Here is a 25070-nt window from a genome sequence, read left to right on the forward strand (position 1 = left end):
TGTAAATAAAATGCTAATTATAGTGATGTAATTAGCATTTTTATAAAACTTCCTGTAAGGGGGGTATACATAATTTTTTAATTAATTTTACTATTTATAAAGAGGAGGGATACGCATGAAAAACATCAACAAGAATGAAGAACTCTGGACAAATTTGTCAGCTGAGAATCTCGAAAAGAGAGAAGAATATCTCCACATCTGTGCAGATTGCTGCTGGAAAGTATGTGCAAACTGCTGCTGGAAAATATAATTTAGTTTTAATTTAATACAACTTATGTAAGGTAATATTTATCAACCCATACAGGATAACCTACCCTTATCAAATCGATAGGGGTAGGTATTAATTAATCAATCTAGATTTTAATGAATTAAAAATTTCTTAATATATTTAATAACTTAAATTAAATTAGGGGGTAAGAACATGCCAGTATTAACAAGATATTTATCAAGATTTGAACTTGATGAGAATAATATTTTCCTGGTTAATTCACTGTCAGGAGCACTTGATTTGGTGGATAGGGATACCGATAAAAAGATAGAAATTATTAAATCTACCCAAAGCATTAATCATTTGGATGATGGACTTCTGACCAGCTTAAAGGAAAGAGGGTATCTTTTTGATACAAAACAGGATGAGGATGCTATATTGGACAGGCTAAATGCATTAAGAATAAAATCGGTGGACAAATCAATTGTAATGTTTGTTATATGTCCAACAACATTTTGCAATTTGCGTTGCACCTATTGTTTTGAAAGTGAAGAAGTAAAAAGCAATCCTAATGTAATAAACGATGAACAAATAGAAAATATATTCAAGCATATAAAGCAGATTTTGGATGAAAGAAAGCCTGAACAATCATATATTGAGTTGTTTGGTGGAGAACCTCTTCTGCCAAGTACACTCGAAGTAAACAAACAGATATTTAAATTTGCAAAGGATAATAAGCTTTTCATTTCGATAATTTCAAATGGAACTCATATAAATGAGTATAAAGAGCTGTTTGAAGAATACAAGGATACAGTTATTTCATTGCAAATAACAATGGACGGCACAAAGGAATTCCACGATAAAAGAAGAATAAAAATCGACAAATCCGGAACTTTTGATATAATAAGTGAAGGTATAGATTCCTTGTTAAACATAGGAATAAGTGTTAGATTGAGGGTGAACGTTGATTCCAGTAATGTAGAAAACCTAAAAGCATTTGAGAGCTATATGGTAGAAAGAGGATGGAATCAGTTTAAAAACTTCGGATCTGATGTGGCACCTGTTACCGACCATCATGGTAAAGGTGAAATAGATGACTTGATGGAAGAACATAAGATTGTAAAAAAGATTAAGGAAGTATACCCGGAAGATGAAAATAAACGTGCATTCTTTAATCTGTCAATGTTTAGAATACTGGATCATATAACTAAGGGGTTGGGATTTACAAATGAAAAGGTAAGCTTTTCAAAATTTTCATATTGCGAAGCAAATAGAATGCAATTCTATGTGTTTGATCCAAGCGGGTATGTATATGCATGTCCTGAGACAGTAGGGCAGCCTGAGATGGCTATTGGAAAATATGGAAATGATTTGGTGTTGGATGACAGTAAAGTTAATGTATGGAATGGTCGAAGTGTATTCAGGATACCAAAATGCAGGGAATGTGAAATTGCCCCTCTTTGCGGCGGCGGATGTGCTTATGCAGCTGTAAAAACAAACGGAAATATCGATGATCCGGTGTGTAACGGTGCAAAGGAAGTACTTTCGGAATACATATATAGCATAAAGGATACCATTTTAGAAAGGTTTGCGTAATATTATGGAGCTTACTGAAAAGGATCTTTTAAAAATCAAGGATTATGAAGCCCATTCTCTGGATGTTGCTGAAGAAGGGAATAACTTCGTTCTGAGCTTTGCAAACGGTGTTTATCTAAAAGTATCGGACAGCACCCTGAAGTTTGTATCCAGATTGGATGGGACAAAGCCCATAGATGATATTATTGAGGAATTGAAGGAAGAAGAGGGTATTTATCTTAGAAAGGAGCAGGTTGAATCTTTTATATATGAAAACCTTTCAAAAAACTGCCTTCTTACTAACGAGGAATATAACAGTAAAAGTGGAGTAATTCCGGATGGAAGCCAGCTGTGGTTCCATTTTCCGTTATTTCGCGGTGAAAGAATCAATGTGATATTAAAACCAGTTTCGGTTCTGTTTAAAAAGGTTGCTGTTATATCCAGCATCCTTTTGTTTATTGTGCTGCAAATATATTTTGTGATTAACGGATTTTACAGTGATATAAACTTTAGCAATGTATTACATATGAATACTGCAGGAACCCTGGTTATAGTTTTTGTATCGTTTATTCTGCACGAGATGGGCCATGCGGCAGCTGGTGTCTATTACAATATCAGGATAGGAAACATGGGGCTTGGAATATACCTCTTTAGGCCTGTTTTTTACACAGACTTGAGTGAAGCATGGAAATTGAACAGGAAAAAGCGAATGGTGACAAACTTTGGAGGACTGTATTTCCAAATAGTCTATGCGGCTATTTTATCTGTTATTTTATTATTTACCGATGCATTTATATTAAAGATATCGATAATACTTATTGTGGTTTCAGTGCTAATGAACTTAGATCCCATTTTAAGGCTTGATGGATATTGGATATTATCTGATTTATTCGGTGTCGTTAATGTTAATGACAGGGCATTTGACATGTTGGTAAAGGTAATTCAGAAGATATTCACAAAGAAGGATATCGATTTGGGTTATGGTGCTAACATCAAAAAGAATGTAAGGATGTTTGTATACATATACTCGTTTATATATGTAGCATCCACCCTGATAGCTCTTTTCTTTGGAATTTTCATTGTTGGCAAATTACTTGTAAACTATCCTGAGATAACTGGTTTATTGGGGCAAATAAAAGAGTGTATAGGAAATAAAGATATTCTTGGATTTCTAAGCAGAATGAATAACCTATTGGTTCTATTACTTCCACTTATTTACTTTATAATTATGATAATTTATAATATACATAGGATAAAAAATAGAAACAGATTTAGGGATACAAACAAAAATAAGGCTATAGTATCATAAAAATTTAGTAAATGGAGGTACCACAATGCAGTATGCGATTGAAGTCAGCAATGTGACAAAAGAAATTAACAACGATGGAAGCAAATTTACGGTACTTAACGACATCAGCTTTCAGGTACAAAAAGGGGAATACATATCCATAATGGGTAGGAGCGGCAGTGGAAAAAGTACGCTTCTTGGAATACTTGGAGGATTGGATAATGTTACAAAAGGGATTGTTAAGCTAAATGGCAAGGATATATCCAAAATGGATGAAAACAACCTTACCGACTTCAGAAACGAAAACATAGGAATAATTTTTCAATCGTTTAATCTGATTCCCACTATGAATGCTCTTGAAAATGTAGAGGTGCCGTTGTTCTTTTCAAAGAAGAGGTACAATATAAAGAAAAGGGCAGCAGAGCTTTTAGAAATGGTTGGACTTGGAGATAAATTCAAGGTGTTCCCAAGACAGCTTTCAGGAGGGGAGCAGCAAAGGGTTGCAATAGCAAGGGCACTGTCTGCAGAGCCTCAAATACTTCTTGCTGATGAGCCTACAGGTGCTTTGGATAGCAAGAATGGGGATATGGTATTGGATATATTAAAGTCATTCAGAGATAAGTATGGGATGACGGTTGTTATGGTAACCCATGATCAGAATGTAGCAAAAAGGACCGACAGGATCCTTTATATGGAGGATGGCAAGCTGAAGGGAGGGCTTTCGGAGGGATGATCAAGACATTACAATTTTTTTATATTTATCATATCCGTTCCTGGAAGACTCAGAAAATTCAGGTTGCGTTGAGCATTCTGGCCATCGCCATGGGATTGGCTATTGCATTGGCTATACAGCTTATTACGGCATATAATGTAAAAAACCTTGAAGCTAATGCAGAAAGGGTGAACGGCGGAGATATCAGCATAGTATCGGAGGACAGCCGGATTAAAAAAGAGCAGGTTGATTACCTTGAAAGCTTAGGAAAAAGCGGTGATATACAATATACCAAAACAGTGTTTTATAAGACCAACATCAATTATAACCAGAAGTCTTCCATGATAATAATAAGATTTGTTGACTTTAAGAAGTATCCGTTATACAAGGATTCCGAGCTATCTTTTGATAAATTGAACAGTAAGAATGATATTATTATAAGTTCAAATGTTGCTTCTAGGCTCAATGTAATAAAGGATAAAAAGGTAAGAATCTTTAATTCATCGTCTGGTGAAGCCAATTCATACAGGATAGCAGAAATAGTTAAGTCGGATGGCGAGCCGGCCATGGATATGAACATTTTTGGGTATGCATATATGGATATGAAATATGCACCGAATTTTGTGAGAGATCATGATACTAAAGCAGATAAGGTTTATGTGAAGGCATCAAATCTTGATAAAGTAGACAGCCTGAAAGAGTCTTTACTAAAAATATTTCCTTACTGTAACATTCAGACATCAAAAGAAGTTTATGAAGCATTTAAAGGACAAATCGGAAATTTAAAAAGTGCTTTAAGCGTAATAAGTATTATAACCTTTATAATTGGAGGTATTGGAATAGCCAACACAATGATCATTTCCATCCTAAGAAGGGAAAAGGAAATCAGCATTTTAAGGGTGTTTGGGCTGAGAAGAAAAAAGATCAAAAGGCTTATTATGATGGAGAGTGCCTTATTTAGCATATTATCCAGCTTAATTGGCGTTCCCATGGGGATTATATTCAGCAATGTGATAAACTATATGATATATGACTCGTGGATGGACTTTTCCGATATATCCTTTGCTTTATTCCCTGCAGCTATCGCAGTAGCTATGAGTATAATAGTAAGTATTCTGTTTTCAGTAATACCTGTATCAATATGCAACAGAATGAATGTAATTTCTGTTCTGAGAGAACAGTACGTTAAGGCTGAGGATAAAATCAGGGTTGCCTTTCCCGTAATGTTTATTACATTTGGTATAGGTATTCTGTTTTCAATATATTCAGGCAGTCTGTTAGGGCTTTTGTATAGTATTCTCCTTCTTTTCCTTGGATGCATTCTTTATATTACTATGTCTATAATTATAAGGTTAATTTCAAGGATAACTATTGTTAATAACTATCTGTTCGTTTTTGCCTCGAAAAATTTAAGAAGGCAGTATAAAAGCATCTCAATAGTTCTAATCACGCTTGTAGTGGGAGTTATGTCTATAGGAATAATAATCAATATAAGCAATTCGGTTCTGCCTGGGTTAAAAAGCGTAGTCGAAAACCAATTTGGATATAATGTTATAGTCTCAGCATCGGATAAAAGCAGCAACGATATAAAAGATATACTTGATAAAGATAAAACTGTTAAAGGGTATTCCTATTCATTGAGAATTGATACCTATTTAAAGTCTTTAAATGGTATAAGTCTTGAGCAGAAATACATTGATGTTCTTAAGAAATCTGAAAAGGCTAACAAAATCAAGGAATTGGCAGTTGAAGGTGTTCAGATTGAAAAAAGCAAGGATTATTTTGAGCTTACTAAAGGTCGTTATTATAGTGACGAGGAAAAGAATAAAAATGTAGTAATATTGTCGGAGGAATTATCTGACGAAATGGGTATTAAAATCAATGATACACTGGAAATCGCTATAAATGGTAAGAACTATGGATTTAATGTCATAGGCATCAGAAAAAGCGGCCTTATAAATTCAGCTCAAATATTTGTCCCTCTGAATGTTTTAAAGGACAATACAAATTGGAACTCAGTTCTGTTTTATGTAAATACTGACGGCAAGGATTCGGATGGACTTGTAAGGCAATTAAATTCAAGTATAGATTCAATTTTTGTACAAGACATAAACGACTTGCTTCCATCGCTAAATAAGGTAATTAATCAACAGATTGTCCTGTTTATGTATATAGCGATATTCTGTATACTTTCAGCTATTTTCCTAATGTCCAATATCACACTTATGACTTTCAGGCAGAGAATAAAAGAATTCATACTTATAAAAGTTATGGGTGCAAAAACCAAGAACCTTTTAAAAATAATTTTCTGGGAAAGCTTAATTATCGGTATAGTGGGAGGCTGCTTCGCCATAGCTTTATCGGAAGTAGCAACAAGCTTTTTTATGAATATGTTCTTAAAGACGCCCTATGAACTCAAGTTAATAAGTTTTGTGCAATTGCTGTTGATATCTATTAGTATTGTTACCATATCAACAGGTATGATCATTCCGGGTATAAAAATAAAACAGCTCAATACTTTATTGAGGGCGGAGTAGCAAACAAGATTTTCTATGCTAATGCACGAATGAAAAATTACTTCCGCTTTTGAGCACGTATTGACGAGTTAAGTCAACACATGGGCGAAATTAATGGCGGAAGTTATTTTTTGATCATGACTAAATGAAAAGTGCTATGAAGGGGGATGAAATATAAAAATGAATAAGCTATTGGTATTTTCAACTGCTTTTTTGTGCGGGATGTCGGTAATGGGGGTAGAAATGGCTGCAACAAGGCTGTTGGCACCATATTTTGGTGCATCCCAAATAGTATGGACAATTGTTATAGGGATTATAATGATTTCACTAAGCTGGGGATATTTTAGAGGAGGAAAAACCGCAGATAAGTTTAACAATCCGGATAAGCTTTTTATAACAATATGGAAAGCTGCTGTGTGGATTACATTGATCCCATTATTAGGAAAATATTTGGCATCGGTAATTTTCATGGGATTAATGGCACTAGCACCTTCCGGCTTGATAATCGCAGGGGCTTCCCTATCTTGTTTAGTAATATTTTCGTTCCCTTTAATAAAGCTGGGAATGGTATCACCTTATCTTGTTAAGCTTGCACTAGACCATCAAGACAATGACGGTGAAATAGTAGGTAAAATATATGCCTTATCGACTATTGGAAGTTTAGTCGGCACGCTCATTCCAACTTTTATTACCATACCTACCATCGGCACCCAGAAGACATTTTTATTTTTTGCCATGGTACTACATATATTATGCCTATATTACTATATTGGAAGAAGGGTGAAATTAAAGAGAACAGTAATTACAGGTGTTTTAACACTTGCATTTCTGATAATTCCATTTGGAAGCAACCTTGCTTTCTGGAAGGAAGTAAAGGCGGAGTATGAATCAAACTATAATTATTTGATAGTATCTGAGAATAATGATGTCACAACCTTGAGCACAAATGTAGGATTTGGGTTTCAATCAGCTTCAAAAAAAGACAGCTTGTTCACAGGTTACTATTATGACTATGCATCAATGGCACCATTTTTTCTAAAAGACGTGGATAAGCTAGAAAAAATTAAGGTTTTAGTGCTGGGTCATGGAACCGGTACCTTTACAAAACAGGTAAAGCATGTATTTCCAAACAGTGAAATCCAAGGCGTGGAAATTGATAAAAAGGTTAATTATATAGCAAAGGAGCATTTTGGTTTTAAAGATGAGCTGGCAAAGGTCAGCATTTCTGATGGAAGGGTTTTTGTAAAAACCAGCAAAGAAAAGTATGATGTTATATTTATTGATGCATATCATGATATCAGTACACCGTTTCATATGGCCACTAAAGAGTTTTATGAAGAAGTAAAAAGCTGTCTGACTGAAAATGGCATTATTGTAATGAATATCAGCATAGGCTCTACAAATGAAAAGTCGGTATCTCAATACCTACAGCACACATTGAGGGCTTGTATGAACAAGGTTTATTCCTATCAAACAACTGACAATAATGTTATTCTTATCGCTATGAATAATTATGGCCTGGAGCAGTTTAACCAAAACATAAAGAATATGCCCCAAAGCCACCAATGCAAAAAGGTAGTTGACCAGATCAAAAGCAAGGTGACTGAGGTGAATGATAAAAAATACGTTCTTACAGATGACTTATCCAATATTGAGCTTTTGGAACAGAAATCCTTTAGCGACGTAATAAACAAGGCTGCGGCTGAAAGTCCTCTAAAGATAAACCTAAAGCTTAAAATAAACCAGGAATGATTTTACACCTAAGTTGTTTTTGTCTCAAAGCTTTCGGAAGATTTAAAACTGAGGGATGCAAGTAAAGTCATAAACGCAAGGACAACTATAGATATCACTTCGGTCCCTTTAGTCGGAACATGTATAACAGAATCCTGCAGGAAATTCCATGCCAGGTGGAAACCGATGCAAACCCATAGATTATTGAACTTGACATATAGTATTGCCAAAAGCAGGCCTGCCATAAATGTACCGATTAATGTCAGCAATGTAGTCTCAGAATTAACAAGATGTATGAGCATAAAAATGAATGAAGACATTAATACTGCGAATACTTTCAGGCCTGAACTTCTTAAGGTTGATATAATATACCCACGGAAAAACAGTTCTTCTCCAAAGGCAACCATAAGATAAAATACCAGTAGGGATAAGTTGTCGGCATTGAACCATTTGGGTGTAATCAGAAGCTCAGTCCCTTGAATGTTTTGAAAAAAGGCATATGCAGCGATTGCAATTACCGATACTGAGGCAATAATCAGTCCATAAATGAAAGTAAATATACTTTTGGATGTAAATGCCAGACCCAAATTTGAAAGTCTTACTTTATCGAATAAAACAGTACAGACAAGAACGGACAAAATTAGCCCGGGAATTAGTATTGAGCTATTGTCTATGTTTATAAAGGGGATAAAGTTTCTAAAAATCCTAAGCAAAATTATAATGAGAATAGTTGTTATGATAAGTCGAATTATTCTGAAAATTGATTTTGGGATTGAAATTTTACGTTTATCCATTTCATAATTCCTTTCGTAAATGTATAAAATATTGTAAGTAGATATAAATAAATCATTAATATTAATAATTACCATATTATTAAAATATATGTAAAAACTAATAATTATTATACATTAAAAAAAAACTATGTCAATGAAATGTGAAGGAGCCAAAGAGTCATAAAAGGACAGAGCAAAGATTGTAATCACAAATAAATAAGGCTTGCATATACCGTTTCGGGCATGCAAGCCTTATTTAAATCCTATATTAAAACTTTTCTATGACCTTTTGAAGATAGTCTTTGAAATCATCCTTTATATCGTCCCTATTTAATGCATATTCTACAGTAGCTTCAAGGAAACCCAGTCTGTTTCCCACGTCATATCTCTTGCCCACAAAGTCATATGCATATATAGCCTCATTGCTTATAAGGCTCTTAAGTGCGTCAGTCAACTGTATTTCTCCGCCTTTACCAGGGGCAGCACCCTCCAAGTACTCAAAAATATGGGGAGATATTATATACCTTCCAAGAATTGCAATGTTGGAAGGAGCATTCTCAATATCAGGCTTTTCTACCAGATCCTTAACCTTGTAAACCCTGTCGTCAACCTGTTTGCAGCTTACTATTCCATACTTGGGTACGTCTTCCAGTGGAACCTGCTGGACACCGAGAACTGTGGTTTTATATTCATTATAAATAGAAATCATTTGTTTGAGGCACGGAACCTCTGAGTTGACAATATCATCACCCAGTAAAACTGCAAAGGGTTCGTTTCCTATAAAGGACTTTGCACAATATATAGCATGTCCCAAGCCTTTTGGCTCTTTTTGCCTTATGTAATGAATGTCTACGAGATTGGATATGTCTTGTACTTGGGCCAGCAAATCCTGCTTTCCCTTCTTCTTGAGCTCTTCCTCAAGCTCGTATGATTTGTCGAAATGGTCTTCAATGGCACGTTTGTTTCTTCCGGTAACAATGATGATATCTTCTATACCTGAATCGATGGCTTCCTCAACAATGTATTGTATCGTGGGCTTGTCCACTATAGGCAGCATCTCTTTGGGTTGTGCTTTTGTCGCAGGTAAAAACCTTGTGCCTAATCCTGCGGCTGGAATTATGGCTTTACGTACTTTCAAAATCAACACCTCTTTCGTTTTGAAGGTCTAATAATATTAATATACCAAATTGTATAATATCTGGCAAATTAAATAATTAACATGAAACGTGCATCAAATTAAATACTACTTGTTATATGTTTTTGCTCTTTTTGTAATTGAAAAAAGCAAGAGCAAACCAAGCTCCTGATAATATGAATGACACAATGCATTTTATTGTATCGGCTCTGACTCCGGAGGACATTGATAGCTTTAAGTAAACAATGCCTCCTGTTAAAAAAATTGTTCCAAGAAATATATTAAGTTTATAATCGAATTTTCTGTCCTTAATTCTGGCCATTTTTACCTCGCAAAAGTTATTTTCAATAGTCTAATTTTACATTAACAAAACTGATAATTCAATGAAATTTTATTAGTTATAGAGGATTATATATTGCGTGATACCGCAAAAAGAATTGCGGCTTCACGCAAGTAGATATTTAAAACTTTGCGGTTTATACAATTAAATAATTTCGGTGACAGTTACTGTTATATATTGTATAATTTTCGTTAATGCGAAATGATAACGTGACCTTACTGCTTATATTTATATATTGCTATAGTAAAATCACTTTTAAATATAATGTGATATTAAAATATTACTATAACCATAATAATTAACAATTTTGTAACCATTTATAAAATATAATATGTTATAATAACTGCCAATATATAAAAGTACGCAATAGTTGCATTTTATTCCAGTTAGATTGGAGAGTGTTTTGTGAGCTTTATAAAAGTATCTGGATTGAGAAAGGTTTATAGAATAGGAAACAGTGAAAAAGTTATCGCACTTGACAATATTGATATTGAAGTTGAACGTGGGGAAATAATATGTATTCTAGGCACATCAGGTTCTGGAAAATCTACTTTACTTAACATGCTTGCAGGTCTTGAAAAGCCTACCAGAGGAGAAATCATAATAAATGGAAAGAACATTGCCAAAATGAATGAAAACCAGCTTGCCCTATTTAGAAGGGTAACAATGGGTTTTGTATTCCAATCCTACAACCTGATGCCTCATCTTACGGCGTTGGAAAATGTAGGATTTCCTTTAATGCTTAAAAATGTTTCCAAAAGAACAAGGGAAAAGAAGGCCAAAGAGATGCTCGAGCTTGTAGGGCTGCATAAACAGATAAAAAGAAAGCCTTCCCAGATGAGCGGAGGACAGCAGCAAAGGGTTGGGATAGCCAGAGCCCTGGTATCAAATCCCAAGCTTATTTTTGCAGATGAACCCACAGGAAACCTGGACTCAAAAACTACAAAGGAAGTTATGGAGCTTATTTTATCAAAGGTAAAGGAAAATAATCAGACATTGATTATTGTTACCCACGATGTTAATATTGCAAGATATGCCGACAGGATAATACACATATTTGATGGAAACATATCCCGAGTGGAGACTGTAGAAAAAACGCAAGAGCAGTGTGCTCAGTAAATATAAATATTATATAAAAATAAGGAGTCAATTTTATGAGGAAATTAGTCGCGTTGATATTGATTTTTGCCATTTCGGCTATGGGGGTGTGCGTTAATTCAGAGGGCGAAGGAACGAACCTTGAGCTTATTATAACAGACTTCAAGGCACCTTCATCCATAACAAAAAATCAACAGTTCACACTGGAATTAACAGTAAAAAACAATTCAGAATCCAGTTTTGATTACATGTACGTCGAATTTGGAGCAAACAATTCGTTTTCACCAGTTTCCAAAGGCTCGAGGATACTGGCGAAAAACTTGCCTGGTCCTAAAGGGGAAACGGTAAATGAATTTTTGATTAAGTATAATGGCAGTCCTGATTCAAAGCTTCCAATAAGCCTTATATATAAAAAACATGATTCACAAACGGTTTCAACAGCCAGCGACTTCATCAACCTCCCTGTTGTACCCTATACAGAGCCGGCACCGGTGGTTTCACAAGCCCCTCAGCCTGTGGATACGTCAAAATATGTTCCTAGCCTTGTTATAGCCGATACAAAAGCAATACCTTCAGGTAAGGCGGGAGAAAAAATTACAATTACCCTGCCAGTAAAAAACATAAGCTCACATGAGGCGAAGAATGTGATAATAACAACCGAGGCTGACGACAAGCTGCCTATTGCTACAGATAAAATGGCTTCAGCACAGATAATCGACTCTATAAAGTCAGGAGAAACCAAGGAGGCCACCGTAACATTTGATGTAGCTTCCAATGCCCAGGAAAAGGTCTATACATTGAAGCTGAACCTTCAATACACAAACTCATATAATGATGCCTTTGCCGCAAAGGACAGTATCAACATCAAGCTTTTGAACTCTTTAAAAAATTCAAGGGTAATGGTTTCTTCCATAACGTCATACCCTTCTTCAATAAATGCAGGAGAAGGAACGAAGGTTACAGTCAATATTCAGAACTATGGAAATTTATCTGCAAATGATATAAAGGTTTCATTGACAGGGCTGAAAAGCGATGGCTTTGGGCTTTCAGGCTCTACCGACTCCAGGTACATAGAAAAAATGAACGGCGGAGATAAGCAGACCCTGGAATTTTCACTTAATTCATCTTCGAAGATGGAATCTGGAAGCTATGGGCTCGGAGTCAAGGTTGAATACAAGGACACTTCCGGCACCCAATTATCTGAAGAGTCCCAGTTTTTTGTATCCGTAAATAAAAGGGAGCAGTCGGAATCTTTACCTGATGTGTCAATAACAAATCTAACGGCACCGGTAAATGCATTAAAATCCGGTGAAAGTTTTTCAGTAGTTTTTGATATAGCAAATACAGGCACAGCTAAGCTGCCCAATCTCAAGGTAACAACTACAAGCGATAAGGAAATTGTTCCAAAATCATTAAGTACAAAGATTATACCTGTGCTTGAAGCCGGGAAAACCCAGAGACTGAAGTTTGATTATCTGGTAACCGATGAGGCTGTCACAAAAAACTACCCCATATCAATAAACATAGAGTATGAAACAGGTACGGATCAAAACAAGACAAAGCAAACTGCAAACCAGTTTGTGGGGGTATATGTTGAAGGAAAGGCAAAGGAAACAGATAAGAAGTCTGCACCTAAGGTCATAATAAGCAGGTGTGTATGCAGCCCAGATTTAATTAAGCCCGGTACCAACTTCAATCTGGATATCACATTCCAAAACACAAGTAAAGTATCGGATATCTCCAACCTTAAGATAGTGCTGACGCCTGCTGAAGGAGTTTTTATTCCTGTCAACAGCGGAGGAACCATATTTATAGACAGCATTCCTAAAGGCGGCTCAGTTCAAAAGAGTATAACCATGTATGTTAAACCTGATGCACAGACTAAAGCACACCCTATAGCGGTGGACTATGACTATGAAGATGATAAGGCTACTGCCATTACTGCGAAGGATACTGTCAGTGTACCTGTAAATGTTGAAGCAAGAATGGTTATAGGAGAGTTCAGTATACCTCCTGATGCTTTTATAGGGCAGCCTGTATCAATACCGATTAACTTTTTCAATATGGGAAAAACAACGGTGTATAATGTACTTATAAGGGCAACAGGTGACTTTCAGATCCAGTCTCCCGAATACTACGGAGGTAACTTTGAGTCGGGAAAGTCCGACAACTATGAGCTGCAATTAACCCCTGATAAACCTGGGAGTCAGAATGGAAAAATCATACTTGCTTTTGAAGATGCTAATGGAAAAAGTCAGAGTATTGAGAAACCTTTCACAATAAATGTCATGGATCAAATGCCGATGGACGAAAAAATGCCTGGAATGCCTGAAATGCCAGGACAAGAGGCAGCTAAAAAGGGAGGAATAAATACTCTTTATCTGGCCATTGGCGGTGGAGTGGGGCTGCTGGTAATCGGAATAATTGTATTTGTTGTGGTGAGGAAAGTATCCAGACGCAGGAAGGAAATGGCCTTCGATGAATAATGTTGATCTATTGAAAACCGGTTTGAAAAACTTAAAAAGAAGAAAGGCTCGTACCTTTCTGACTGTGCTTGGTGTCCTTATCGGAACCGCATCAATAGTTATAATGATATCATTCGGTATTGGGATTAAAACAAATATAAACAATCAAATGCTTAATATTGGAAGCATGAGGATTATAGAGATACAGAACTTTGGATATATGCCTGAAATGGGGCAACCAAATGTTGTAAAAAAGAAAGAAAAGTTGGATGATGCACTCATTAGAAGGATAGCAGGCTGGGAAGGAATAGAGGCGGTAACGCCACTACTTGAAGGCAATATAAAGTGTGTTGCAGGAAAGTATATGTCTTCTTTAATGGTTTTAGGAATAAATCCGGATGTCCTTGAAAAATTTGAGTTTTCGGTACAGGAAGGAAGACTTCTAAATAAGACCGATGAGTATAACTTATTGGTAGGATCAATGGTTCCTATGAACTTCTACAACCCCAAAAGGATGAATTCTTATCAGGGAATGATGATGATGGGGCAGAATCCCAAGCCTCCTGTTGATCTTATGAAGGAAAAGTTGGTACTGACCTTTGACTATTCATATGGGGAAAAAGTAGTAAAGGATCCAATGGTGCCCCAGCCTACAGAAAATAAAAAGCCGCCAAAACTTTATAAGGCCAAGGCGGTAGGTATTATCAAGCAAGGAAGTAGTGACAAAGACTATAACACATATATGAACCTGGAGAGCCTGAAAAAACTTTTAAAAGAGAATGCAAAGAACCAACAGGGCTCTGGAATGATGGTTATGGGAGGGATGCCTTCTACAAACCTGAATGAATACCAGAGAGGTCAGATATTGGTGAAAGACGTAAAGTATATAGAGGATATTCAAGAAAGGCTTAAGGGAATGGGACTTAGTGCCTTCAGTGTAATGGATATGGCAAAGGAAATGGAAAAGGCTGCAAACGTCATACAGATGATACTGGGAGCACTGGGGGCCATATCACTCTTTGTGGCAGCTATAGGTATAGGAAATACCATGGTTATGTCGGTTTATGAGAGAACAAGGGAAATAGGTATTATGAAGGTGCTTGGTGCTACTTTTGGGGATATTAGAAAGTTGTTTTTATTGGAAGCGGCATTGATAGGATTTTTTGGAGGTATGGTAGGAATTGGCTTGAGCTATGGTGCATCTTATATTATTAATGCTGTTATAAACTCAATGTCACAAACCAGCCCGGAAATGGGAGGTGGAGGAGGCCCAGGAATCGCATCGGTTATACCCATATGGTTGTCTGTTATGGCTGTAGCATTTTCATCATTTATAGGTGTTCTATCAGGTATTTATCCTGCAATTAGAGCCATGAAACTCAGCGCACTAGAAGCAATTAAGACGGATTAAAAGGTGTTTTTTAAAGAGTGTACTTGATTTATATGTAGCATACGGAATAAAATAGTGGTATTATTTTAAGCAAACATAATATTAAAGGAAACAGGTAGAACTGATGAAACGACTAGGAAGTATGCTAACTTTAATGATAGCTGGGTTTATTATGATGAGTACTTTTACAGGCTGTACCGGAAAAAACGGAAATAACACCGAGACGCCGGGTATCAACGCTGATGGAAATCCAGATAAGGTAAACTCGTTGGAGAAGGTCAAAATAGGTGGATTGGAGCAATGGATATATATTAACGGCAATGATGACACCAATCCTGTTCTGTTGTTTGTACATGGCGGACCCGGTTATGCCATGATGCCTATACTGCATCAGCAAAATTCCCAGTTGGAGGATAAGTTTGTGGTAGTGAACTGGGATCAGAGAGGTGCAGGGCTTTCATATTCTGACAAGGTTTCAAAAAAGTCCATGACATTAAGGCAATTTGATAAGGATGTTCATGAACTGACGCAGTATTTGAAATCAAGGTTTAACCAGCAGAAAATATATATAGTAGGGCATTCTTTTGGAACAGTATTGGCACTTAGGGCAGTGAAGGATTATCCGGAGGATTATTGGGCATATGTCGGTATAGGTCAGGTTGTGGATATTGCTGACAATGAGAAATTGAGCTATGAATTTGCATTGAATATGGCAAAGACCTATAACGTAACGCAGGCTATTGAAGAACTCAACAATATAGGGCAGCCCGACAAAAATGGGAATTACAAGGATGATGAGGGCTATGAGATCACAATGAGTTGGGTTGAGTACTTTGGTGGAGACGTCTATGGCAAGACCGGTCCGGAAGAAATGGAGTACTTTATGCAAAGCGATCCCATTTACAAGGGAAAGAAAGATCAGTTGGAAGAAGGACTGGAATTTTCTCAATGGTTATTTGAGGATGAAGAGGTTTTAAACATGGACCTCAGGAAGCAGATAAAGAAAATAGAGGTACCTGCATATATTCTTGCTGGAAAGCATGACTATGATACCCCATTTGCACTGGCACAGGAATACTTTAATGTAATGGAGGCACCTAAAAAAGAATTTGTATGGTTTGAATATTCTGCTCACTTTCCCTTTTTTGAAGAACCTCAGATGTTCAATAGTGTTCTTATAGACAAGGTTCTGGCAGAGACATATAAAAATAAGCCTTAAAAGGCATTAGTGTCAGTCATAATTATTGAAATTAACGGAAGACATCATATCTATTACAGGATATGGTGTTTTTTAATGTCTAGGAAATTATGGTGTATTCTACACTACGACTTTTCACGACGAGGACCGACCAAGGTTAAAAAACACTATGTAATTTTTTAAAATTACCCCCTCAAAAAAATACAAGTTGTCTGAATACCTATATCGTGAAACGAAATGCACAAAAAATACCTTAGTATGAAAGGTTGGTCAGTTTTATGAGGGTGTTAGATAACATTTTAAGCAAACATCCGGTTAATACAAAAAGGCAGATAGAGGTAGATATTGCCAGAGGGCTTGCTGTATTTTTCATGATTTTAGTGCATGTAACCGGGGATTTATCAAGCAGTGCTGTCGGGGATACTCTTTTTGGCAAGACAGTAGACTTTTTCGGAACAATTCCTGCAGCACCTGTGTTTATGTTTTTAATGGGTGTTGGCTTTGTATATTCAAGAAGTCAAAGGCCCTTCAATCTTTTTAAAAGAGGAATTATGATATTTGCCTGCGGGTATATCCTTAATTTTTTCAGAGGTTTCTTACCGCTTTTCATCGGCAGTAAAATGGGATATTATGACCTCAATGTTGATGGAACTCCATGGTACTACTTCTTGATCGAAGGTGATATATTACATTTCGCAGGTATTGCGATGATGTTTACCGCACTACTTAAGAAGCTTAAGATCAAAGAATTTTTCTATCCTCTGATAGCAATTATAATTGCTGCAGTGACGCCTCTTGTGGGAGGCTTTAGCACAGGAATAGGATTTTTGGACACATTCCTCATGACTATATTCGGTAGATACGGATATGTATTTCATCCGTTCTTTTCATGGATGGTTTATCCATTGATGGGTTCCTTCTTTGGGTGGATGCTGATTAGAACGGAAAACAAGAATAAATTCTATACAAAAGCAGTTTTCACATCTTTTTTCATTGGTGTTCCGGCACTAATATATTACATGGCACACTCAGATATTGATCTAGGTATTGTAGTGGGTGACATCAACAACTATTTCCAGCATGGAATCCTCTCCAATTTGTTATTTGTGCCTTTTGTTGTTATATGGCTGTCAATTTGGTATATGGCTGCCTCAATAATCCCCGAAGTTGTTAAAGGTAAACTCTTATTCTGGAGTAAGGCTGTTACTGCTGTATATGTCGTACACTGGCTGATCGTCGGATGGGCTGAATTCTTGTTTATCGAAGAATTAAGCCTTGCAAATACCATAATAGCCATGTTTATTGTAGTATTCTTTACCAATCACATTACTGATTTGTACATAAAAATCAAAGACAGGATAAGTGAACGTAATGATCCTGCACTAAATCCTCATTTGAATTAAGTTATCTACGTAAATACATAATTTTAAGATATATAGAGGTGCAGCATAATGAAGTTGATTAAAAAACCTAAGATTTTACAGTCAAAATTAGAGAAGGAAGCTGAGGGAATTAAAGGAACAAATGTATCCAAAAACTCCGCTATAATGCATGGTCGAAGGGTGCCGAAGCTAATTAGGGATGAGTGCCTTTTCGAAGTATTTGAAGCAACGGCCAAAAAGTTTCCTGACAATATAGCCATAATAATTGAAAATACTGGAATAACTTACAGAGATCTTAATGTAATGGCAAACAGGATTGCCCACCTTTTAAGGGAAAAGGGTGTCGGTAAAGAGGACAGGGTTGCTCTATTGATGCCTAAGGCCATAGAGTGCTATGCAGCTATTATAGGAATTATGAAGGCAGGAGCATGTTACATACCCCTTGACATTGGTTATCCTGAAGACAGGATTAATTATATAACCCATAACAGCGGAGCCAGGTATGTTCTTGCACTAGATGGTTATAGCAATATCGGCCAGATTGAAAATATCATATCCATAAGTCAGGATAAGCTAAAGCAATATTCTGGAGACGATATACCAAGATCTGTTAGCGGAGCAAATAAAGACTCTCTTGCATATATCATATATACATCCGGTTCTACAGGTAGACCAAAGGGCGTAATGATTGAGCATAAATCTGCATGCAACCTTATACGTGCATCTCAGGAAATATATAAGGTAGAGGCGGAAGACAGGGTGTACCAGGGATTTACCCTGGCCTTTGATGCATCGGTGGAAGAACTTTGGATGGCATTTTTAAACGGAGCTGCTCTTGTTCCGCAGACAGATAGAATGAAAAAGTCCGGTCCTGATTTATTTAAGATACTTGGAGAGTATAATGTCAGCATCATATCATGTGTACCGACGCTGCTGTCAATGATAAGTGATGAACTTCCATCGTTAAAGCTTCTTATACTTGGGGGAGAGGCATGTCCCAAGTCGGTTGTTGAAAGGTTTGGCAAGCCCGGAAGGCGTATATTAAATACTTATGGGCCGACAGAGGCTACTGTAATAGCCACCTGGTCAGAGATGAAGCTTGAGGAAAAAGTCACAATCGGTAAGCCCCTTTCCAACTACTCGGTATATGTAGTTAAGGAGAATAACCGGGTTGCTGAAATTGGTGAGCCTGGAGAGCTTCTTATCGGAGGGATAGGACTTGCGAGAGGATATATAGGAAGGGACGATTTAAACAGAGAAAAATTTATTGAAAACATATTTGATGAGGACCCCGATTCTCCCGTAATACTTTATAGATCGGGAGATTTGGTGGTTATGGATGAAGAAGGTAATCTGGAGTTCCATGGCAGGATCGATGATCAGATAAAAATCAGGGGATTCAGGGTTGAGCTTTCGGAAATAGAAAACGTTGCAAACAGTTTTCCCGATATAAAAACATCTGTCGTAAAGCTTAACAAATTCAGTGATTCTTCAGAAGGGTTATGCCTTTATATAGTTATTGACGGCGATAAAAATGGATTTGACAGGGAAAAGCTATTTGGGACAATGAAGGAAAAGCTTCCTGCATACATGATGCCTCAGCACTTAATGCTGCTGGATGAAATTCCTATGCTTCCAAGCGGCAAGGCAGACCGTTCCAAACTTCCTGAGCCTGCGGGAGGCAATTTCTCAAGCCAAAGTGCCGGCACTCCTCCTACCGGGGAAACGGAACAGAAAATAGCCAATATATTAAAGCAGGTATTTAAAATTGATAATATCTCAAGGGAGGATCATTTTTTCAATGATCTAGGGGGGCATTCCCTCTTTGCGGCACAGACCGTGTCTTGGCTCAGGAAGGAGCCGGAGTTCCGAGGGCTTAACATATCCGACCTATATGAATGTCCCTCGATTGAAATGCTGTCGGCGAAATTTGGTATAAAAAGTCAAGCTGAGGCTGCTGACTGCAATAAAAACAGTAAATCTAAAGTAGGTGGGAAAAAGAGTAAATCAAATAAGAATAAGTCGGCTAAAAGCATAGCCAAAAAAAATTATAATAAAGATAAAAGGAATATGAAAAAGAGTATAAATATTTATAGAGAAAGCTCCAGTCTTGCACATTTTATCTGTGGGGTTTTCCAGGCAATATCCATAGTTTTGCTGACGTTTTTTATCTGCATTCCTGCCGGATATGTTATAATCAATGTGTTAAATAGAAGCTTTGATGTTCAACAAACGATACGGGTACTTCTTGTCTACGGTTTATCATATATACCTGTCACATGTTTTGCATCCATACTTTCAAAGTGGCTTATAATAGGAAGGTACAAGGAAGGAAGTTACCCATTATGGGGAGTGTACTATTTCCGCTGGTGGCTTTCAAGACTATTGCAAGGACTTTTTCCGATGCATCTTTTGAGCGGAACCCCGCTAATGCCATTGTATCTCAGATTAATGGGAATGAAAGTGGGTAAGGATTGCTTCATAGGAACACATCATTTTGGTTCCTTTGATATTATACAAATTGGCGATAACAGCAGCATAGGCCAGGACACCCAGGCTCTAGGGTACGTAGTAGAATGCGGCTATCTAAAGCTTGGTAGGATAGAAATCGGAAAAGGTTGTTATGTAGGGACCCACTCAACACTTAGTATAAATTCATCCATGGAAGACGGATCTATGATTAAGGAACAGTCCATGATACCCTCAAGGGTTGTTATTCCTTCAGGAGAGACATGGGCAGGCTCACCGGCAATTCCTTCTACTGCCGACGAGGATATCTTAAGGCTGCAAAATACAGTGGAAAAAGCAGGGTTATCTAAAAAAATTGTATGTGGGGCTCTGCATATTTTAGGATTGATGTTTCTTGGTTTGTTTAATACTTTGATTTTTACACAGGGATTTGCTTTCGGTTATTTTTACTTTACCACACCGTCATGGATGCTTCTCATAAGTCCTATTACAGCAACCCTTATGGTATTGCTCTTATGCCTGGAAATAATCATATTTAAAAGGCTTTTTATGAACAAGATAAAACCAGGAATTTACAGCGTATATTCAACTTGCTATGTGAGGAAGTGGATAGCAGACAACATAGTACATGTAAGTCTTCAATTTTTGCATACACTTTATGCTACTTTATACACTATCCCGTTTTTGAGGGCATTGGGTGCAAAAATAGGAAAAAGAGTGGAGGTATCTACCGTAACTCACATTTCCCCCGAACTTTTTGAGGTGGGCGACGGAAGTTTCTTTGCCGACGCATCAATGGCAGGTACACCTAAGGCTTTTAACAATCAGATTATATATGAAAAGACCAGGGTTGGCTCAAGAACGTTTATTGGAAATAGTGCACTCGTACCCATTAACACCACTATAGGGGATGATTGCCTACTTGGGGTCCTTTCAGTGCCGCCTGAGAAAGGCAGGACGGAGAACGGAACTTCCTGGCTTGGAACACCGGCTATGTTCCTGCATAAGCGTGATATCAACAAGGATTTCAGCGATGAAACCACCTATTCACCTGGAAAACTTTTGTATTTAAAAAGGCTTATGATAGAATTTATTCGCGTAATACTTCCTACTAATGTATATATAGCGGCCACATATGGTTTGGCTTATTTGTTCCATTACTTTGCAAATAACTTTTCATTTCTGGCATCTATAGGCCTTATTACAGCAACTGCTGTTATAGGAGAGATGGTATTGATACTTTTTGTAGTGCTATTGAAGTTCTCGCTTATTGGAACTTATAAACCTTGTGTAAATCCGTTGTGGAGTGATTTTGTGTGGAAAACGGAGTTTGTAACGGGCATTTATGAAAACCTTCTTGGTGACTATATTCTCACACCACTTTCAGGAACCCCAATGCTGCCTGTAGTTATGAGGCTGTTTGGCTGCAGAATCGGTAAAAAGGTGTTTTTAGATACCATTTTCATGTCGGAGTTTGACCTTGTAAGGATAGGAAATGAGGCAGCAGTTAACTTTAATGCTACAATGCAGACACACCTTTTTGAGGACAGGGTTTTGAAGATGGCATATCTGACAATTTGCAGGAGAGCAAGTGTCGGAAACGGGGCTGTAGTGCTTTACGATACCTTTATGGAAGAAGGTTCTAAACTTGGATGCTCATCGCTTCTTATGAAGGGAGAAACCCTTGAGGCGTATACACATTGGCATGGAAATCCATCAAAGTTTGCAGGTTGACCTTGCAAAATTATATGTTTTGTAAAATAATAAATAAAGGGGTTTGGAGTGTAGTGTTTTGGAGTAGAAAGGAAAAGGAGCACTCTTCAAAAAAGGGTGAAGATTTTTCCGAGGTTATTGAAAGGATAAAAAGCGGGGATAAGAAGCTGCGGGAAAGATTTATAAATGATTATAGACCTTTTATTTTAGGTTGTGTTTCAAAGCATATGAACAGGTTTATTGATATAGAGAACTGTGAGGAATTCAGTATAGGGCTAATGGCTTTTGACGAAGCCATTAGTAGCTATAACAGTATAAAGGGAGGGCATTTTTTGAGCTTTGCAGAGCTGGTAATTAATAGAAGGCTCATAAATCACAGAAAAAAAGAGATTAAGAATTCAAAGGTAATTCCATTTTCTTATTTTGGGGGAGAAAACGAGCAGATAATAGAGAACTCCATTTCTGAAAAATCTATTTACCTCCACTATGACAGGTTTGAAATGCGGGAAGAGATAATGATTTACAACGAGAAGCTAGAGATGTTTGGAATAACAATGAATGACCTGGTTAAGAAGTCTCCAAAGCATAAAGATTCCAAGGAGCTTATGGTTGGCATTGCCAAGATTATTGCAGACAATGATAATTTATATAACAAGCTTATAAGCAAGAAAACATTACCGATGTCTGATCTTATTGCATTTGTTACTGTAAACCCGAAAACTGTTGAAAAAAACAGGAAATATATAATAGCGGTTTGCTTAGCCTTAAAGAGCGATCTTGAAATCATTAAGGGCTTTATAAGGAAATTTTAGAAAGGAGGGATAGTTATGATTAAAAGGGGAGTTATTATTAAGCTGGAGAAAAGAGAAGCAGTAGTTTTCAATGAAATGTTGGAGTACGAGAAGATAAGAAGAGTTGATGGCATGTTTGAAGGACAGACAGTTGAGTATAGAACATCGAAATATGAGATTATTTACAAAAAATTTAAAATGCTTTCAGGTGCAGCAGCGGCTTTGATTTTGATATTTGGCTTTTATATTTGGTTTGCAACCAGGGCTGAGCCTGAGATTTTTGCGTACGTGGATTTGGATATAAACCCTAGCATTGAGTTTTCAATAGATGAAAAGAATATTGTAATAGGACTTGCACCGCTAAACTATGATGCACAGAAGATTGTTAAAGCACTTGGGAAAACCAGAGGAAAACCTATAGATGAAGCAATTCAAAATGTCATTATGAGGCTTCAATCGGAAGGTTTTATAAAAGACAAAGAAAGGCAAATAATATTGATTTGTTCAGCTCCTGAGTCTCAAGGCACAAGCCCTCATGAAAAAAAGGACAATTATAAAAGGCTTGATAAAACAATGATGATCATAAAAGAAGCTCTATCAAAAGAGAAGGGTTCAAACTTATCTGTAAAGACGATAAGCATTAATCCTGAGGCAAGGAAAAGCAGCCTGGAGAATAAGATGTCCATGGGCAGGTATGCTCTTTATGAGACTGTAAAAGAGAGTGGAGTTAAAATATCATTACAAAAAGCAAAAGATGCACCATTAGATGAGCTGGTATCATATTTAACAGACACCAATCATGATTTTACAAATAATCATGGAAGAGATACCGAGGGGAAGACAGCTTTAAATGATATGACAAACAATACTAGTTTGCCTATATCATCAGCAAGAACATATCAGTCGCCAAAGAGCAATCATGACAAAAAGGATTATGTAAGCACGGACGATAATGGCTTTTCGGGTTCCAGAATAAATGACAAAGGCGATTCCGAAGAAAAACATACTTTTTGGGGCTCTAACAAAGAAGATGGTGTACAAGTAACACAAGCTAAGGATAATATGCAGGAAACTCCCAAAAGCAGTTTATGTACTCCTGCAGCGGCTACGGTTACTCCTGCGGCCATGGATTTGCATACTGCTATATATCAGTCTACCCCATATCCAACTTCAAATTCGGTTTCAACACCTATAACAGTAACGACACCGGGCATGCAGCCAGTAAAATCAACACCTACTCCTACAAGGGGAATGCCAAGTGAAGGCCCAAAGGAAGGAGAAAGACCTCCTGATGACGAAGACAGGCATGAGCATATTGGAGACAAACATGGGAAGGGTCCGTTTCCAGGAACAGAGCCCGGTAAACCGCCAGGAAAGCCTAATATCACACCGGGAAATATACCTACATGGGTGCCTGTGCCTACTATGAAACCTGAAATAACGCCAGGGTCAAAGCCTACATGGGTGCCGGGCGGACCAATTTCCACGCCTGCAGTACCCTCAAGGAGGCCAGATATACCGCCTGACGATCACAAGATGCCGCCTCCAAATGCTACGGGTATTATACAAAAAACCACACCAGGGCCAATACCCACTCCGGGACCAATACCAATAAGAAGACCGTAATGATAAGATTATTCCCTCTATGGATACCGAACTGAAAAGTTATATATCAGTTTGGTATCTATATAAAACACCTGCCCAAATCCTGTATAAGCAGGTAATTTGGGCAGGAAATTTTTTAGACCTAGCTATTCAAATTCTATTGATAAATCAATTTATTCTTTCCTGAAGCTTTAGCAGTATAAAGTCGTTTATCTGCGAGCTCAAGTATACTCTCGATACCATTTGGCATATTTTCATCAAAATATGCCAAACCGATGCTTACTGTTACTTGACCATCTTTTATTTCATCGTTAAAAATAAAACTATACTGTTCAACTTCTTTACGAATTCTCTCAGACTCTGTTATTGCCCTCTCCATAGAAGTTCTTGTAAACAATATTATAAATTCTTCTCCGCCATACCTGCATATTAAATCTTTATAAAAAATGCTATTTTTTATAATTTCAACAACTTGAACCAACACATTATCGCCTGTTAAATGCCCATAAGTATCATTAATTCTTTTAAAATGTAGCAAGTGCTGCATGAATTATAAGGCAAAGAAGATATAAATGACTTGAAAATAAGTAAAACCTCAAATCATCCTTTTTTATATTCGTATTATCAGGAGTGATTATTTTAGTAAATACCATCTTTAACCCACCTATTAATTTCAGTTTA

The 25070-nt window shown here is 37.0% G+C and carries 18 protein-coding genes; 14 read left to right on the forward strand and 4 right to left on the reverse strand.

Annotation, left to right across the window (positions count from 1 at the left end):
- Positions 1-115: 115 nt before the first annotated feature.
- From VIO64_RS10220 to VIO64_RS10245, 6 genes are all read left to right on the forward strand, one after another.
- Positions 116-250 (forward strand): hypothetical protein, encoded by a 135-nt coding sequence (locus tag VIO64_RS10220; protein WP_331917776.1) that lies wholly within the window; start codon positions 116-118, stop codon positions 248-250.
- Between the two features lie 171 nt (positions 251-421).
- Complete coding sequence (locus VIO64_RS10225) at positions 422-1804, forward strand: radical SAM/SPASM domain-containing protein (RefSeq protein WP_331917778.1); 1383 nt, start codon at positions 422-424, stop codon at positions 1802-1804.
- A gap of 4 nt (positions 1805-1808) precedes the next feature.
- Entirely contained in the window at positions 1809-3092 is a 1284-nt protein-coding gene (locus VIO64_RS10230; RefSeq protein ID WP_331917780.1) for a hypothetical protein, read from the forward strand.
- Between the two features lie 25 nt (positions 3093-3117).
- Entirely contained in the window at positions 3118-3804 is a 687-nt protein-coding gene (locus tag VIO64_RS10235; RefSeq protein ID WP_331917782.1) for an ABC transporter ATP-binding protein, read from the forward strand.
- On the forward strand, positions 3801-6320 hold the full coding sequence (locus VIO64_RS10240) for an FtsX-like permease family protein (protein ID WP_331917784.1): 2520 nt from the start codon (positions 3801-3803) through the stop codon (positions 6318-6320). Before VIO64_RS10235 ends, VIO64_RS10240 begins: the two co-directional genes overlap by 4 nt.
- A gap of 159 nt (positions 6321-6479) precedes the next feature.
- On the forward strand, positions 6480-8051 hold the full coding sequence (locus VIO64_RS10245; protein ID WP_331917786.1) for a fused MFS/spermidine synthase: 1572 nt from the start codon (positions 6480-6482) through the stop codon (positions 8049-8051).
- Between the two features lie 8 nt (positions 8052-8059).
- On the opposite strand, the gene VIO64_RS10250 is transcribed toward VIO64_RS10245, so the two are convergent.
- The 3 genes from VIO64_RS10250 to VIO64_RS10260 all read right to left on the reverse strand — a co-directional run bounded on the left by VIO64_RS10250 (position 8060) and on the right by VIO64_RS10260 (position 10260).
- Complete coding sequence (locus tag VIO64_RS10250) at positions 8060-8824, reverse strand: CPBP family intramembrane glutamic endopeptidase (protein ID WP_331917788.1); 765 nt, start codon at positions 8822-8824, stop codon at positions 8060-8062.
- 247 nt (positions 8825-9071) lie between these two features.
- On the reverse strand, positions 9072-9941 hold the full coding sequence (gene galU / locus VIO64_RS10255; protein ID WP_331917790.1) for a UTP--glucose-1-phosphate uridylyltransferase GalU: 870 nt from the start codon (positions 9939-9941) through the stop codon (positions 9072-9074).
- Between the two features lie 112 nt (positions 9942-10053).
- Positions 10054-10260, reverse strand: coding sequence for a hypothetical protein (locus tag VIO64_RS10260; RefSeq protein ID WP_331917792.1), 207 nt, complete (start codon positions 10258-10260; stop codon positions 10054-10056).
- A gap of 423 nt (positions 10261-10683) precedes the next feature.
- Between VIO64_RS10260 and VIO64_RS10265 the strand changes: the two genes are divergently transcribed.
- From VIO64_RS10265 to VIO64_RS10300, 8 genes are all read left to right on the forward strand, one after another.
- Complete coding sequence (locus VIO64_RS10265; protein ID WP_331917794.1) at positions 10684-11397, forward strand: ABC transporter ATP-binding protein; 714 nt, start codon at positions 10684-10686, stop codon at positions 11395-11397.
- Between the two features lie 35 nt (positions 11398-11432).
- A complete protein-coding gene (locus tag VIO64_RS10270) occupies positions 11433-13862 on the forward strand; it encodes a COG1361 S-layer family protein (protein ID WP_331917796.1) in 2430 nt (809 codons plus the stop codon).
- Positions 13855-15252: an ABC transporter permease gene (locus tag VIO64_RS10275; RefSeq protein WP_331917798.1), complete on the forward strand. Its 1398-nt coding sequence runs from the start codon at positions 13855-13857 to the stop codon at positions 15250-15252. Before VIO64_RS10270 ends, VIO64_RS10275 begins: the two co-directional genes overlap by 8 nt.
- Positions 15253-15403: 151 nt before the next feature.
- Complete coding sequence (locus VIO64_RS10280) at positions 15404-16450, forward strand: alpha/beta hydrolase (RefSeq protein WP_331917800.1); 1047 nt, start codon at positions 15404-15406, stop codon at positions 16448-16450.
- Positions 16451-16707: 257 nt separating this feature from the next.
- The gene (locus tag VIO64_RS10285; protein ID WP_331917802.1) at positions 16708-17832 is read left to right on the forward strand and encodes a heparan-alpha-glucosaminide N-acetyltransferase domain-containing protein; all 1125 of its coding nucleotides are present in this window, start codon (positions 16708-16710) and stop codon (positions 17830-17832) included.
- A 48-nt stretch (positions 17833-17880) separates the two neighbouring features.
- Positions 17881-22014: a Pls/PosA family non-ribosomal peptide synthetase gene (locus tag VIO64_RS10290; protein WP_331917804.1), complete on the forward strand. Its 4134-nt coding sequence runs from the start codon at positions 17881-17883 to the stop codon at positions 22012-22014.
- Between the two features lie 53 nt (positions 22015-22067).
- On the forward strand, positions 22068-22805 hold the full coding sequence (sigI, locus tag VIO64_RS10295; protein ID WP_331917806.1) for an RNA polymerase sigma-I factor: 738 nt from the start codon (positions 22068-22070) through the stop codon (positions 22803-22805).
- 15 nt (positions 22806-22820) lie between these two features.
- Positions 22821-24410, forward strand: a complete 1590-nt coding sequence (locus VIO64_RS10300; protein ID WP_331917808.1) for an anti-sigma-I factor RsgI family protein — start codon at positions 22821-22823, stop codon at positions 24408-24410.
- A gap of 136 nt (positions 24411-24546) precedes the next feature.
- Here VIO64_RS10300 and VIO64_RS10305 read toward each other — a convergent pair whose 3' ends face one another.
- Entirely contained in the window at positions 24547-24936 is a 390-nt protein-coding gene (locus tag VIO64_RS10305; protein ID WP_331917810.1) for a GGDEF domain-containing protein, read from the reverse strand.
- Positions 24937-25070 lie beyond the last annotated feature (134 nt).

The sequence above is a fragment of the Pseudobacteroides sp. genome (genome assembly GCF_036567765.1).
Taxonomy (GTDB): domain Bacteria; phylum Bacillota; class Clostridia; order Acetivibrionales; family DSM-2933; genus Pseudobacteroides.